We start from the raw sequence: 14,043 nt of genomic DNA on the forward strand, positions 1-14,043 counted from the left end.
AGCCTCGTGCACTTTCGAGGCGAATCCTGCCAACAAGAGGATGCCCGTGTGAGTCAGGAGATCCAAGAGCCGGTAGGTTTGCGCGTGTTGCTCGTCGAGGACGACGCCACGCTGCGTATGCTGACCACGGAAGTCATCGAAGAGCTGGATCATCAGGTCACGGCGGTCGCCTCGGCCGAGGCCGCCCTCGAACTGCTGCCCCAGGGCAACCATGATGTGCTGTTCACCGACATCGGGCTGGGTGGCATGTCCGGGATCGAATTGACCCGTCGCGCCCTGGCGATGGATCCGGCGCTGCGCATCGTCGTCGCCTCCGGCTACGCCTTCGAGCGCGAGCCGGGCATGGAGGCCCGGGTCGGGGTGCTGATCAAGCCCTACGACCTGAACAAGATCCGCCAGGCCCTCGCCGACGTGCAACGCTGAGTCCCGCGCGCCGGCCGATGGTCGCGCCGGTGATGGCTGCAGTTGCACCCTTTGGCGCCCTTCTCTAGAATGTCGCCCCTTGCCTGGAGTGCGTCCGTACTCCGCCGGGCAAGTCATCCGAACTATTCACTCCTTGCCTGACCGCGTTTCCGCGGCAGGCTGCAACCCGTAAGGAGCATTAAATGCGTCATTACGAAGTCGTGTTCCTGGTTCATCCGGACCAGAGCGAACAGGTGGGCGGCATGGTCGAGCGCTACACCAAGGCTATCGAAGAAGACGGTGGCAAAGTCCATCGCCTGGAAGACTGGGGTCGTCGTCAGCTGGCTTACGCCATCGACAACGTGCACAAGGCTCACTATGTGCTCATGAACATCGAGTGCAGCGCCAAGGCCCTGGCCGAGCTGGAAGACAACTTCCGCTACAACGACGCCGTGATCCGTAACATGATCCTGCGCCGTGACGAGGCCGTCACCGGTCAGTCCGAGATGCTCAAGGCCGAAGAAAACCGCAACGAGCGTCGCGAGCGTCGCGAGCGTCCCGCCGAGTCCGAGTCCGCCGATGGCAGCTCCGACGACGCCGACAGCGCCGAGTAATCTGGATCTAGCGAGGAATCATTGTCATGGCACGTTTCTTCCGTCGTCGTAAGTTCTGCCGTTTCACCGCCGAAGGCGTGAAAGAGATCGACTACAAGGATCTCAACACCCTGAAGGCCTACATCTCCGAAACCGGCAAGATCGTCCCGAGCCGTATCACTGGCACCAAGGCCAAGTACCAGCGTCAGCTGGGCGCCGCCATCAAGCGTGCCCGTTACCTGGCCCTGCTGCCCTACACCGACAGCCACGGTCGTTGATCGACGCCTGAGCACGGATAACGGATAAACACGGCATGCGGCCTCTGGCTGAGTTCATCATGCGCGGGCGTACCCAGGCCACCCTGGTGGTGGTGTTGGGGGCGGTCGTGCCGCTGCTGTACTGGATGACCGCTGCCGGTGGCAGCCTGGTGCTGTTGCGCCGGGGACCTGCCGCGGCGGCCGGGGTGCTGATCTGGGCCCTGCTGCCGGCGCTGTTCTGGTTGTACTGGGGCGACGCCAGCATCCTGCTGGTGGTGCTGGGTTCGACGCTGCTGGCGGCCATCTTGCGCCAGAGTCTGTCCTGGACGCGGGTGCTGTTGGCCAGCGTTCCCCTGGGGTTGGTCTTCGCCCTGGTGCTGGGACAGGTCTACGCCGAGGGTATCAACGAGCTGGCGGATACCATCCGCCAGATGTTGCCCCAGGTGCTGGGCCCGAGCGCGGCGCAGTTGCCGCCGGAAAAGCAGGCGCAGTTGCAGCAGTTGCTGCTGCCCGTGCTGACCGGCCTGATGGCGGCGTTCTTCCAGATCACCTGCCTGCTGTGCCTGATGCTCGGGCGCTACTGGCAGGCGGCGCTGTACAACCCCCAGGGGTTTGGCCGCGAGTTCCGGGCCCTGCGCCTGCGTCCGGCCATCGCCCTCGGCCTGCTGGCCCTGCTGGTGCTGGCGCCGAACCTGGGCAGTGGGCTCGGCCTGCTGACCCCGCTGTGCAGTGTGCCGCTGGCGTTCGCCGGTATCGCCCTGCTGCACGGACTGGTGGCGGCCAAGCGCCTGGCGGGATTCTGGTTGGTGGGGCTGTACGTGACGCTGCTGCTGTTCGGGCAGTTGATCTATCCGTTGTTGGTGATTCTGGCTGTGATCGATAGCGTGTTCGATTTCCGTGGACGGTCTGCGCAAGAGCCGCAGGGTCCTACGGACGGTGAAGGTTAAAAGTTAAGAGGAAAGACTCAATGGATGTCATCCTGCTGGAAAAGATCGCCAACCTGGGCAACCTGGGCGACAAAGTGAACGTCAAGGGCGGCTACGCCCGTAACTTCCTGCTGCCGCAGGGCAAGGCCACCGCAGCCACCGCTGCCAACGTCGAGGCTTTCGAAGCTCGTCGCGCCGAGCTCGAGAAGCAGGCTGCCGAGAAGAAGGCCCAGGCCGACGCCCGTGCCGCCAAGCTGGCTGAACTGACCGTGACCATCGCCGCCAACTCCGGTGACGAAGGCAAGCTGTTCGGTTCCATCGGCACCCGCGACATCGCCGAAGCCGTCAGCGCCGCTGGCGTCGAGCTGGACAAGAGCGAAGTTCGCCTGCCCAACGGCGCGCTGCGTAACACCGGCGAATACGACGTCGAAGTGCACCTGCACACCGACGTCGAAGCTACCGTCAAGGTGGTCGTCGTCGCTGAGTAAGCGCGCCGTCGCCTGACTGGCGGACTTGCGCCCCGGCGCCGGTCTGCCGACAATCGGGCACGTCATTGCCAAGGCAGTGACGTGCCCTTTGTCTTTTCTGCCGTTTCGAAAAATCACTTCGCCGCCCGCAACGGGGGCCCAAGACCTGCGCATGAACGAGATTTCCCTGCCCGAGCAGTACGATCTGCAGACCGCCGCCCTCAAGGTCCCGCCACATTCCATCGAGGCCGAACAGGCCGTGCTGGGTGGTCTGATGCTGGACAACAACGCCTGGGAGCGTGTCCTCGATCAGGTGTCCGATGGCGACTTCTATCGCCACGACCATAGACTCATCTTCCGCGCCGTGGCCCGTCTGGCCGAGCGCAACCAGCCCTTCGACGTGGTGACCCTGTCCGAGCAACTGGACAACGAAGGCCAGCTGTCCCAGGTGGGCGGCCTGGCCTATCTGGCCGAACTCGCGCGGAACACCCCCTCGGTGGCGAACATCAAGGCCTATGCGCAGATCGTCCGCGAGCGGGCCACCCTGCGCCAGTTGATCGGCATCAGCGCCGACATCGCCGACAGCGCCTACAACCCGGAAGGCCGCGGCGCCAACGAGCTGCTCGACGAGGCCGAGCGCAAGATCTTCGAGATCGCCGAGGCACGACCCAAGTCCGGCGGTCCGGTTGGAGTCAACGACATCCTGACCAAGGCCATCGATCGCATCGATACCCTGTTCAACTCCAGCGACGCCATCACCGGCGTATCCACCGGCTTCGCCGACCTGGACGAGAAGACCAGCGGCCTGCAGCCGGCCGACCTGATCATCGTCGCTGGCCGCCCGTCCATGGGCAAGACCACCTTCGCCATGAACCTGGTGGAGAACGCGGTGTTGCGCACCGACAAGGCGGTGCTGGTGTTCTCCCTGGAGATGCCCGCCGACTCCATCGTGCTACGGATGCTGTCGTCCCTCGGCCGCATCGACCAGACCAAGGTGCGTTCCGGCAAGCTGGACGACGACGACTGGCCGCGGCTGACCTCGGCGGTCAACCTGCTCAACGACCGCAAGCTGTTCATCGACGACACCGCCGGTATCAGCCCCTCGGAAATGCGCGCCCGGACCCGGCGCCTGGTGCGCGAGCACGGCGATCTGGCGCTGATCATGGTGGACTACCTGCAGCTGATGCAGATCGGCGGCAGCAGCGGCGAGAACCGGACCAACGAGATTTCCGAGATCTCGCGTTCGCTCAAGGGCCTGGCCAAGGAATTCAACTGCCCGGTGGTGGCGCTTTCCCAGCTGAACCGCTCGCTGGAACAGCGGCCGAACAAGCGCCCGGTGAACTCCGACCTGCGGGAATCGGGCGCCATCGAGCAGGACGCCGACGTCATCATGTTCGTCTACCGAGACGAGGTGTACCACCCGGAGACCGAGTACAAGGGCGTGGCGGAAATCATCATCGGCAAGCAGCGTAACGGCCCGATCGGCACCACGCGGCTGGCCTTCATCGGCAAATACACCCGGTTCGAGAATCTCGCGCCCGGCAGCTACGTTTTCGAGGACGAATGATGGTGAAGGACAAGCTGAAGATCGCGGTCCTGCTCGGCGGTACCAGCGAGGAGCGCGACGTGTCGATCGCCAGCGGTGCCCAGGTGGTGGCGGCGCTGCGCCGGCGCGGGCATCAGGTGGTGACCGTGGACACCGCCCTGGGCCTGCTCGACGAGGACGCCGAGCGAGCATTGCTGGAAGCGAGGGTTGGCCTCGAACCGCCCGAGCGGACCGCCCTGGTACGCATGCGCGGCCAGGATGCCGGTGCCGTGCTCAGCCGGGCGCAGCTGGGCGACCAGGATCTGCTATTCCTCGCCCTGCACGGTGGTACCGGCGAGAACGGTACCCTGCAGACCCTGCTCGACCTGGCCGAGCTGCGCTACACCGGCAGCGGCCGGGTGGGCAGCGCCGTGGCCATGGACAAGGACCTGAGCAAGCGGCTGTTCCGCGCCGCTGGCGTGCCCACCGCAGACTGGCTGATGGCGCCGGTGGAGGCCCAGACCGTGGCCGACACCCTGGGCTTCCCGGTGATCGTCAAGCCGAGCCAGCAGGGCTCCACCGTGGGCCTGAGCAAGGTCAGCCGTGCCGAAGACCTGCAGCCGGCCATCGAGTTGGCACTGCGCTACGACCGCGAGGTGATGATCGAGCGCTTCGTCGCCGGGCGCGAGCTGACCGTGGGCGTGCTGGGCGACCAGCCGCTGGCGGTGGGCGAGATCGTCCTCGGCCAAAGCGGCGTGTTCGACTACACCAGCAAGTACCAGCCCCAGGGCGCGGTGGAGGTGTTTCCCGCCGAGGTCTCGACGGAGATCGCCGAGGAAGCACGCCGCCTGGCCCTGGCCGCGCACCGGGCACTCAAGCTCGACGGCTACAGCCGTGCGGACTTCCGCCTGGACGCCGAGGGGCGCCTATGGTGCCTGGAGGTCAATACCCTGCCGGGGATGACCGCCACCAGCCTGCTGCCGCAATCGGCGGCGGCGGTCGGTATCGATTTCGATGAACTGTGCGAGCGCATTTGTCGCCTGGCTCTGCGATGATGAGCACCTGCTGTGGGAAGGTCGCGACACGCTGAGCGACTCCCGCAGTAGACGCGATCCGACCCGGTAGAGCCTGCTCCAGGCGTCGGCCGTGACTCCCTGGGGGATGGGCCTGTGGCTGCCCTGCCTGCCTCCCCGGCGTCGTTGCCGGCCACCTGTGGTCCTGCCGGAACCCGGCCGGGCAGGCGCCCGATCGGTTGGCAGCCCCTGCCGGTGCCCACCCGCAGGTCCCTTCATTCGCCGCCAGGGAGCGGAATCTTGAATCGGCCGTTGACCCCGCTACAGACTCGCCTGTTCTTCCTGATCGCCCTGCTGCTGTTCGTCCTGCCCTTCATCCTCGCCGACTTTCCCTATGTGGACGACAACTGGCGCATCCAGTTGCGCAACGGCCCGGAATGGCGCGAGCAGGGACGGGTGCTCACCGAGGTCTTCTATCGCCTGCTGACCTTCAGCGGCAGCACCCTCAATCTCTTTCCGCTACCGCTGCTGATCGCTTGCTGCGCCGCGGCCTGGGCCCTTGGCGATCTGGCCCGGCACTGCTTCGGCGCACCGCGCGCCACCCAATGCCTGGCGCTGCTGCCGCTGTGGTTCTCGCCCTTCTGGCTGGGCAACCTGACCTACCAGTACGACGGCCCGACCATGGCCCTGAGCCTGGTGGCGGTGATCTATGCAGTCATCCATCGCAGCCGCCATACCGTCCTGGCGTTGCTGGTACCCGCGCTGCTGGTGGCGGCGGCCATCGCCTTCTACCAGGTGGCGCTCAACGTCTTCGTCGCGCTCTGCTGCCTGGAGCTGGTTCGCGCCGTGCAACGCCGCGAGGCACCGGAGCAGGCATTGCGACGGGTGCTGCGCCAGGGTGTACAGCTGCTGCTGGGCTGCGTGCTCTATTACCTGACGGCCTATCAGCTAGTCACCACCACCCGGCATGCCGGTCTGGGCGGTGATGTCCTGACGATCCTCTGGCAGCGGCTGGGCGAGGTGTTCCATAGCGTTGCGCTGCTGATCACTCCGGGCAATCTCTGGCTATGGGTGCTGTTCGGTGCTCTGGCGGTGGTCGGCTACGGGCTCGGCGCCTTGGCCTATGGCCGCGCCTACCGGCGGCGGGCGCTGCTGCCGTTGGTGGTGTACGGGGCCACCCTGCCGGTGCTGGCCTTCTGCGTGGCGGGCATCACCCTGCTGTTCAGCGACTTCATCCTCGAGGCCCGCACCCTGATGGGGCTGGCGGTGGTCCTGACCCTGGCGCTGCTGCTGGCCCACGACCTGCTGGAGCGGCTGCAGCCGCGCCTGACCTGGCTGCTGGTGCTGCCGTTGCTGTGGATGCTGTCGCTGGCCTATGCCTACGGGCAGATCCTGTCGGCGCAGAAGGCCTTCGAGCGCGGCCTGGCGCAGGAGCTGCACCACGATCTCGCCAGCCGGCCCGAGCTGCGCCAGTTCAAGCGCATCCTCTGGACCGGTGGTCCGCTGGAGGCGACCTGGTTGCCGCTGGCGCACAAGACCCTGGAGCAGTTGCCGGTGATGCCCTTCATCCTGGCGCTGTCGCCGGGGAACTTCATGATCGCCGAGCGTCTGCTGGACCTGGGGGTGATCGACGATTCCGACAGCGACACCTGCACCCAGCGCGTGGCCGTCCCCGGCGCCGGGGTGCGCCTGGTGGACAACCTCTTCTACGACATCTGGGCGGTGGGCGAGGATGGCTGCATCATCATGAAGCCGCATCAGCCGTGGATACCCTTCGAGTAGGGGCGAGTAGGTGGGCTGAGCGTAGCGAAGCCCAACAATGCCTGGCTACGCCCGTTGGGCTTCGACGAGAGAGCGGTCTCAGCCTAACCTACGGGCTATCGCGGCCATGGGCCGCTCCTACAGGAACGGAGCCCATCTGTAGGAGCGGCCCATGGCCGCGATCAAAGGCTTCAACACCAACCTACGAGGGAGCAGGGGACGATCAGCCCCGGCGTAGCCTGTAGCAGCCGAACAGGAAGGCCAGCCAGACCGGGATGGCGTAGACCGAGACGGCGATGCCGGGGATGCGCAGCATCAGCACCAGGATCATGCCGACGAAGGCCAGGCACAGCCAGTTGGCGACAGGCGACCAGAACGCCGGGAAGTGCGAGGTGCGCCCGGCCTGGCGCAGGGCGGCGCGGAATTTCAGGTGGGTCAGGCTGATCAGCGCCCAGGCGATCACCAGCGAGGCCACCACCAGCGACATCAGCAGCTCCAGGGCATTCTGCGGCAGCAGGTAGTTGACCAGCACGCAGAGCAGGGTCACCGCCGAGGACACGGCGATGCCCAGCAGCGGTACGCCACGCCGATTGGTGCGCAGCAGGGCACGCGGGGCATCGCCCTGTTCGGCCAGGCCGTAGAGCATGCGGCTGGTGCAGTAGACACCGCTGTTGTAGACCGACAGCGCTGCGGTCAAGACCACGAAGTTGAGCAGGTGCGCGGCCGTGTCGCTGCCGAGCAGAGCGAAGGTCTGCACGAAGGGGCTGCCGGCGTAGTCGTCACCGCCGGCACCGATGCTGCGCACCAGTTCGTCCCAGGGGTGCAGCGACAGCAGGATGGTCAGGGCGCCGACGTAGAAGATCAGGATGCGCCAGACCACCTGGTTGATGGCCTTGGGAATGACGGTGCGCGGCTGGTCGGCCTCGGCGGCGGTGATGCCCACCAGCTCCAGGCCGCCAAAGGAGAACATGATGATCGCCAGTACCGCGAACAGGCCGCTCCAGCCATTGGGCAGGAAGCCGCCGTGGCTCCAGAGGTTGCTCACCGAGGCCTCGGGGCCGCCGCTGCCACTGACCAGCAGCCAGAGGCCGAAAGCCATCATGCCGAGGATGGCCACCACCTTGATCAGCGCGAACCAGAACTCGGTCTCGCCAAAGGCCTTCACGTTGAACAGGTTGATGGCGTTGACCAGCACGAAGAACACCAGGGCGCTGGCCCAGGTCGGCACCTCGGGCCACCAGTACTGCACGTACTTGCCCACCGCGGTGAGTTCCGACATGCCCACCAGCACATAGAGCACCCAGTAGTTCCAGCCGGAGAGAAAGCCCGGGAAGCGGCCCCAGTAGCGACTGGCGAAGTGGCTGAAGGAGCCGGCGACGGGCTCCTCGACGATCATCTCGCCGAGCTGGCGCATGATCAGGAAGGCGATGAAGCCGGCGATGGCGTAGCCGAGGATCATCGCCGGTCCGGCCGACTTGAGTACCCCGGCCGAGCCGAGGAACAGACCGGTGCCGATGGCCCCGCCGAGGGCGATCAACTGGATATGACGATTCTTCAGGCCGCGCTGCAGCTGGCCGGCGGCGGGTTGGGGCTGGGACATGGAGGGGGGTGTCTCGTTGGTGAGGGGAGCAGGGGCTATGGTAGCACTCCCGTCATCGAGGGCTTGGTCTTGGGGAGCATAGGTGGACAAGGCTGCGCCGTTGTCCACCCTACGGCTTGGCGTTTGGAGGGGCGTCCTCATCCCGGCCCGTTCCCTGAGGGAGAGGGGGAATAGCGGCCAAAGGCAATCGATGTCCGGGGGCTGAACTGGTCATTTTTTGTGCTATTCTGCGCGCCCTCCTGAATACACCCCTTTCCCGGAAGCTGCCATGCAAGCCGCCACGCCGCTGTTCGACTATCCGAAATACTGGGCCGAGTGCTTTGGTCCTGCACCCTTCCTGCCCATGAGTCGGGCGGAGATGGAGCAACTCGGCTGGGACAGCTGCGACATCATCATCGTCACCGGGGACGCCTACGTCGATCATCCGTCCTTTGGCATGGCCATCATCGGCCGGCTACTGGAGGCCCAGGGCTTCCGCGTGGGCATCATCGCCCAGCCGGACTGGCAGTCGAAGGACGATTTCATGAAGCTCGGCGAGCCGAATCTGTTCTTCGGCGTGGCGGCGGGCAACATGGACTCCATGATCAACCGCTACACCGCGGACAAGAAGGTCCGCTCCGACGATGCCTATACCCCGGGCAACGTCGCCGGCAAGCGGCCGGATCGCGCCAGCCTGGTCTACAGCCAGCGCTGCAAGGAAGCCTACAGCCACGTGCCGATCGTGCTGGGCGGCATCGAGGCCTCGCTGCGCCGGATCGCCCACTACGACTACTGGCAGGACAAGGTCCGCCGCTCGATCCTGATGGACGCCACCGCCGACATCCTGCTGTACGGCAACGCCGAGCGGGCGGTGGTCGAGATCGCCCAGCGGCTGGCCCGTGGCGAGCGCGTCGAGGCCATCACCGACGTGCGCGGCACCGCCTTCATCCGCCGGGACACGCCGGAGGGCTGGTTCGAGGTCGACTCGACCCGTATCGACCGCCCTGGCCGCGTCGACAAGATCATCAATCCCTACGTGAATACGCAGGACACCGAGGCCTGCGCCATCGAGCAGGCCAAGGGCGAGGTCGAGGATCCCAACGAAGCCAAGGTGGTCCAGCTGCTGGCAAGCCCGCGCATGACCCGCGACAAGACGGTGATCCGCCTGCCGTCCTTCGAGAAGGTGCGCAACGACCCGGTGCTCTATGCCCACGCCAATCGCGTGCTGCACTTGGAAACCAACCCGGGCAATGCCCGGGCGCTGGTGCAGAAGCATGGCGAGGTGGACGTCTGGTTCAATCCGCCGCCCATTCCCATGACCACCGAGGAAATGGACTATGTGTTCGGCATGCCCTATGCACGGGTGCCGCACCCAGCCTATGGCAAGGAGAAGATCCCGGCCTACGAGATGATCCGCTTCTCGGTGAACATCATGCGTGGCTGCTTCGGTGGCTGCACCTTCTGCTCCATCACCGAGCACGAAGGCCGGATCATCCAGAATCGCTCCCACGACTCGATCATCCGCGAGATCGAGGAGATGCGCGACAAGGTGCCGGGCTTCACCGGCGTGGTCTCGGACCTGGGCGGACCGACCGCCAACATGTACCGCATCGCCTGCAAGGACCCAGAGATCGAGCGCCACTGCCGCAAGCCGTCGTGCGTATTCCCCGGCATCTGCGAGAACCTCAATACCGATCACTCGTCCTTGATCGAGCTGTACCGCAAGGCGCGGGCGCTGCCGGGGGTGAAGAAGATCCTGATCGCCTCGGGGCTGAGATACGACCTGGCCGTGGAGTCGCCCGAGTACGTCAAGGAACTGGTGACCCACCACGTCGGCGGTTACCTGAAGATCGCGCCCGAGCACACCGAGCGCGGTCCGCTGGACAAGATGATGAAGCCGGGCATCGGCAGCTATGATCGCTTCAAGCAGATGTTCGAGAAGTACACCAAGGAGGCGGGCAAGGAGCAGTACCTGATCCCCTACTTCATCGCTGCGCACCCGGGCACCACGGACGAGGACATGATGAACCTCGCCCTCTGGCTCAAGCGCAACGGCTTCCGCGCGGATCAGGTGCAGGCCTTCTATCCCTCGCCGATGGCCACCGCCACGGCCATGTACCACTCGGGCAAGAATCCGCTGCGCAAGGTCACTTACAAGAGCGATGGCGTGACCATCGTCAAGAGCGACCAGCAGCGCCGCCTGCACAAGGCCTTCCTACGCTACCACGATCCCAAGGGCTGGCCGATGCTGCGCGAGGCGCTCAAGGAGATGGGGCGTGCCGATCTGATCGGTCCTGGCAAGCACCAGCTGATTCCGGCCACCCAGCCGGTGGGCGATGCCGGCTACCAGAGCGCGCGGCGCAAGAATTCCACCCCGGTAGGCAGCAAGAAGGCCGGTACCGGTGGCGGGCGCATCCTCACCCAGCACACCGGCCTGCCGCCCCGTGCCAGCGACGGCAGCAAGGCGTGGGACAAGGGCCAGGAAGGCCAGGCCGCCGGCTACGCCAAGGGCGGCCCGCGCAAGAAGTCGCGCCGGCAGCCGAATATACCGAGGTAGGGTGTGGGATTTTGATCGCGGCCATGGGCCGCTCCTACAGAGTCCGGTGTTTCCGTAGGAGCGGCCCATGGCCGCGATAAAACCGCTAGAAATGCTTAGACTGTCGTTTTCATCTCTCAAGGACGAGCGATGTCATCGCGTCATGCGGCGTTGCGCAGGGGCCGGGTTTCTTTGCCTGGCCAGTTGTATCTCCTGACTAAGACTACTAACCAGCGCCAGCCCCTATTCGCCAATTTCTCCGTGGCGTGCACGGCTGCCCGTACTTTCAACGACCATCGTTTGTTCGGCGACGCTCAGTTGCTTGCCTGGGTATTGATGCCCGATCACGCGCATTGGCTGATAGCGCTCGGCGAACGATTCAGTCTGGGCGATTTGGTTCTTCGTTTGAAGTCGGCGAGTGCGCGCCAGGTCAATGCGGCTCGAAAGACGCAAGGCGCCGTGTGGGCACCGGCATATCACGATCATGCTTTGCGGGTGGAAGAGGATATGCAGGCGGTGGCACGCTACATCGTTGCCAATCCGGTAAGGGCAGGATTGGTGCGACGGGTGGGCGATTATCCGTTTTGGGATGCGGTGTGGTTGTAGATCGTGCCACAGGGCTTATCGCGGCCATGGGCCGCTCCTACAGTCCCCAAGTTTCTGTAGGAGCGGCCCATGGCCGCGATAAAAGGTGCCGTAGGAGCGGCCGCATCGGCGGACCGCCATGGCCGCGATATCAGCCGCGCAATTCGGCGAAGTGGGCCTGCATGCGGTCGGCGTTGGCGGTGCGACCGCTGAAGAGTTCGAAGGCCTTGACCGCCTGGAACACGGCCATGGTGCCGCCGTCCAGGGTGCGGCAGCCCAACGCGCGGGCCTGGCGCAGCAGTTCGGTTTCCAGCGGGAAGTAGATGATCTCGGCCACCCAGAGGCCGGGGTGCAGCAGTTCGGCCGGCAACGGCAGTCCGGGCAGCTTGGCCATGCCCACCGGGGAGGTGTTGACCAGGCCATCGGCGGCCGCCAGGGCAGCCGCCCGGTCGGTACCCACCGCGGCGCGACCGGGGCCGAAATGGCGGGTCAGGTTGTCCACCAGCGCCTGGGCGCGCTCGGCCTCGACGTCGAAGATGAACAGCTGGTCGACACCCTCGGCGAGCAAGGCATGGGCCACGGCGCTGCCGGCGCCGCCGGCGCCCAGTTGCACCACCAGACCCTTGGCCACGTCCGGCAGGCCGCGGCGGAAGCCCTCGGCGAAACCCAGGCAGTCGGTGTTGTGACCGACCGCGCGGCCATCGGCCAGCACCACGGTATTCACCGCGCCGATGCCGCGGGCCTCGGGAGAGAGGTCGTCGAGCAGCGGGATGATCGCCTGCTTGCAGGGGAAGGTGACATTGAGGCCAGTGAAGCCGGTGCGCTGGGCGGCCTGCAGCAGTTCGGGCAGGGCGTCGGCGGTAAGGCCGAGGACGTCCAGGTCGATCAGACGGTAGAGGTATCTCAGGCCTTGGGCATCGCCCTCGCGCTCGTGCATGGCAGGGGTCAGCGAGGCCTGGATACCGGCGCCGATGAGGCCGGCGAGGACGGAGGTGGGTGCGGTCATGGACGTTGGTTTTCCTGGTATGCGATGAGCGCGGCGATGGCGGCGCGATAGCCCTGGCTGCCGAGGCCACAGATGACGCCGACGGCGATGCCCGAGACGTAGGAATGATGCCGGAAGGCCTCGCGACGATGCACGTTGGACAGGTGCACCTCGTAGACCGGCAGTTCGCTGGCCACCAGGGCATCGCGCAGGGCCACCGAGGTATGGGTCCAGGCGGCGGGATTGATCACCACGCCAGCATAGGCGCCTCGGGCCTGGTGAATCCAGTCGAGCAGTTCGCCTTCGTGGTTGGTCTGGCGGAAATCCACTTCGTAGCCATCCGCGGTGGCAGTGCGCTCGCACAGGTGGGCGACGTCGGCCAGGGTTTCGTGACCGTAGGTAGCGGGTTCGCGGGTGCCGAGCAGGTTCAGGTTGGGGCCATTGAGGACCAGGATACGGCGGGACATGGAGGGCTTCTCTGTATTGTTGTTATGGCCGAATGGGTTCGGCGCTGCAGAGAAAATGTACCAACCGGTTACTTCCGTCAATTGGCAGGAGATGGCCCACAGCGGAATCGTTCGATTATCGCCCTTGTTCGGGCTCGCGGTGTCGGGCGTCGCCGCGGTCAGCCGGAGACGACCACGGCGCCTTCGTGCCGGATCAGATCGCCACCAGGCCGCGTACCCCTTCGGCTTCCATGTCGGTGCCGCGACCGCGCTGGACGATCTCGCCGCGGGACATCACCAGGTAGTTGTCGGCCAGTTCGCTGGCGAAGTCGTAGAACTGTTCCACCAGCAGGATGGCCATGTCGCCGCGCTTGGCCAGGTGGGCGATGACGGTGCCGATCTCCTTGATCACGGAGGGCTGGATGCCTTCGGTGGGCTCGTCGAGGATCAGCAGCCGTGGACGGCTGGCCAGGGCGCGACCAATGGCCAGCTGCTGCTGCTGCCCACCGGAGAGGTCACCGCCGCGGCGCTGGCGCATCTGCCGGAGCACCGGGAAGAGTTCGTAGATGGACTCGGGTACCTCGCGTGCCTCCCGGGCGGGAAAGCGCGACAGGCCCAGGAGCAGGTTTTCCTCGACGGTGAGGCGCGGAAAGATCTCGCGGCCCTGGGGCACGTAGGCGATCCCGGATTGCACGCGCTGGTGCGGCTTGCGCGCGGTGATGTCCTGGCCTTCCCAGGTGACGCTGCCGCGCTTGGCCGGGATCAGGCCCATGAGGCAGCGTAGCAGGGTGGTCTTGCCGACGCCGTTGCGGCCGAGCAGGCTGGTGACCTCGCCGATGGGGGCATCGAAGGACAGGCCGCGCAGGATGTGGCTGCCGCCGTAGTACTGATGGAGTTCATTGACCTGGAGCATGGGGGCCTCGGGCGGGTTTTATCGCGGCCATGGGCCGCTCCTACGGATAGGGTGT

14 protein-coding genes are annotated in these 14,043 nt (G+C 65.8%); 10 read left to right on the forward strand and 4 right to left on the reverse strand.

Annotation, left to right across the window (positions count from 1 at the left end; all coding sequences use genetic code 11):
• The first annotated feature begins 48 nt into the window (after positions 1-48).
• The 8 genes from AR540_RS20630 (at position 49) to AR540_RS20665 (ending at position 6,965) form a co-directional block, all read left to right on the forward strand.
• On the forward strand, positions 49-423 hold the full coding sequence (locus AR540_RS20630; protein ID WP_059231666.1) for a response regulator: 375 nt from the start codon (positions 49-51) through the stop codon (positions 421-423).
• 182 nt (positions 424-605) lie between these two features.
• A complete protein-coding gene (gene rpsF / locus AR540_RS20635; protein ID WP_059231668.1) occupies positions 606-1,016 on the forward strand; it encodes a 30S ribosomal protein S6 in 411 nt (136 codons plus the stop codon).
• A 26-nt stretch (positions 1,017-1,042) separates the two neighbouring features.
• Positions 1,043-1,273, forward strand: coding sequence for a 30S ribosomal protein S18 (gene rpsR, locus AR540_RS20640; RefSeq protein ID WP_058765609.1), 231 nt, complete (start codon positions 1,043-1,045; stop codon positions 1,271-1,273).
• 35 nt (positions 1,274-1,308) lie between these two features.
• Complete coding sequence (locus tag AR540_RS20645) at positions 1,309-2,199, forward strand: hypothetical protein (RefSeq protein WP_059231670.1); 891 nt, start codon at positions 1,309-1,311, stop codon at positions 2,197-2,199.
• A gap of 20 nt (positions 2,200-2,219) precedes the next feature.
• Positions 2,220-2,666, forward strand: a complete 447-nt coding sequence (gene rplI, locus AR540_RS20650; protein WP_059231672.1) for a 50S ribosomal protein L9 — start codon at positions 2,220-2,222, stop codon at positions 2,664-2,666.
• A 151-nt stretch (positions 2,667-2,817) separates the two neighbouring features.
• Complete coding sequence (gene dnaB / locus AR540_RS20655) at positions 2,818-4,212, forward strand: replicative DNA helicase (protein WP_059231674.1); 1,395 nt, start codon at positions 2,818-2,820, stop codon at positions 4,210-4,212.
• A complete protein-coding gene (locus AR540_RS20660; RefSeq protein WP_059231677.1) occupies positions 4,212-5,225 on the forward strand; it encodes a D-alanine--D-alanine ligase in 1,014 nt (337 codons plus the stop codon). Before dnaB ends, AR540_RS20660 begins: the two co-directional genes overlap by 1 nt.
• Positions 5,226-5,483: 258 nt before the next feature.
• Positions 5,484-6,965 carry a glucosyltransferase domain-containing protein gene (locus AR540_RS20665; protein ID WP_059231679.1) on the forward strand — a complete coding sequence of 494 codons (1,482 nt, stop codon included), beginning with the start codon at positions 5,484-5,486 and terminating at the stop codon, positions 6,963-6,965.
• Between the two features lie 202 nt (positions 6,966-7,167).
• Here AR540_RS20665 and AR540_RS20670 read toward each other — a convergent pair whose 3' ends face one another.
• Positions 7,168-8,544, reverse strand: a complete 1,377-nt coding sequence (locus AR540_RS20670; protein ID WP_059231681.1) for an amino acid permease — start codon at positions 8,542-8,544, stop codon at positions 7,168-7,170.
• A 268-nt stretch (positions 8,545-8,812) separates the two neighbouring features.
• Here AR540_RS20670 and AR540_RS20675 point away from each other — a divergent pair, with 268 nt between their 5' ends.
• Positions 8,813-11,080, forward strand: coding sequence for a YgiQ family radical SAM protein (locus AR540_RS20675; protein WP_059231683.1), 2,268 nt, complete (start codon positions 8,813-8,815; stop codon positions 11,078-11,080).
• 129 nt (positions 11,081-11,209) lie between these two features.
• Positions 11,210-11,665 carry an REP-associated tyrosine transposase gene (locus tag AR540_RS20680; RefSeq protein ID WP_059231685.1) on the forward strand — a complete coding sequence of 152 codons (456 nt, stop codon included), beginning with the start codon at positions 11,210-11,212 and terminating at the stop codon, positions 11,663-11,665.
• A gap of 130 nt (positions 11,666-11,795) precedes the next feature.
• Here AR540_RS20680 and AR540_RS20685 read toward each other — a convergent pair whose 3' ends face one another.
• The 3 genes from AR540_RS20685 to urtE all read right to left on the reverse strand — a co-directional run bounded on the left by AR540_RS20685 (position 11,796) and on the right by urtE (position 13,988).
• Positions 11,796-12,650: a shikimate dehydrogenase gene (locus AR540_RS20685; protein WP_059231688.1), complete on the reverse strand. Its 855-nt coding sequence runs from the start codon at positions 12,648-12,650 to the stop codon at positions 11,796-11,798.
• Entirely contained in the window at positions 12,647-13,096 is a 450-nt protein-coding gene (gene aroQ / locus AR540_RS20690; protein WP_059231689.1) for a type II 3-dehydroquinate dehydratase, read from the reverse strand. Before aroQ ends, AR540_RS20685 begins: the two co-directional genes overlap by 4 nt.
• Before the next feature lie 193 nt (positions 13,097-13,289).
• Positions 13,290-13,988, reverse strand: a complete 699-nt coding sequence (gene urtE, locus AR540_RS20695; RefSeq protein WP_059231691.1) for an urea ABC transporter ATP-binding subunit UrtE — start codon at positions 13,986-13,988, stop codon at positions 13,290-13,292.
• Positions 13,989-14,043 lie beyond the last annotated feature (55 nt).

This window comes from Pseudomonas sp. EpS/L25 (assembly GCF_001512295.1).
Taxonomy (GTDB): Bacteria; Pseudomonadota; Gammaproteobacteria; order Pseudomonadales; family Pseudomonadaceae; genus Chryseomonas.

Coding starts and splice junctions, on each gene's coding strand:
- rpsR (WP_058765609.1), top strand. CDS start 1,043: ATGGCACGTTTCTTCCGTCGTCGTAAGTTCTGCCGTTTCACCGCCGAA.
- aroQ (WP_059231689.1), bottom strand. CDS start 13,096: ATGTCCCGCCGTATCCTGGTCCTCAATGGCCCCAACCTGAACCTGCTC.
- AR540_RS20680 (WP_059231685.1), top strand. CDS start 11,210: ATGTCATCGCGTCATGCGGCGTTGCGCAGGGGCCGGGTTTCTTTGCCT.
- rpsF (WP_059231668.1), top strand. CDS start 606: ATGCGTCATTACGAAGTCGTGTTCCTGGTTCATCCGGACCAGAGCGAA.
- AR540_RS20675 (WP_059231683.1), top strand. CDS start 8,813: ATGCAAGCCGCCACGCCGCTGTTCGACTATCCGAAATACTGGGCCGAG.
- AR540_RS20670 (WP_059231681.1), bottom strand. CDS start 8,544: ATGTCCCAGCCCCAACCCGCCGCCGGCCAGCTGCAGCGCGGCCTGAAG.
- rplI (WP_059231672.1), top strand. CDS start 2,220: ATGGATGTCATCCTGCTGGAAAAGATCGCCAACCTGGGCAACCTGGGC.
- dnaB (WP_059231674.1), top strand. CDS start 2,818: ATGAACGAGATTTCCCTGCCCGAGCAGTACGATCTGCAGACCGCCGCC.
- AR540_RS20645 (WP_059231670.1), top strand. CDS start 1,309: ATGCGGCCTCTGGCTGAGTTCATCATGCGCGGGCGTACCCAGGCCACC.
- AR540_RS20685 (WP_059231688.1), bottom strand. CDS start 12,650: ATGACCGCACCCACCTCCGTCCTCGCCGGCCTCATCGGCGCCGGTATC.
- AR540_RS20660 (WP_059231677.1), top strand. CDS start 4,212: ATGGTGAAGGACAAGCTGAAGATCGCGGTCCTGCTCGGCGGTACCAGC.
- urtE (WP_059231691.1), bottom strand. CDS start 13,988: ATGCTCCAGGTCAATGAACTCCATCAGTACTACGGCGGCAGCCACATC.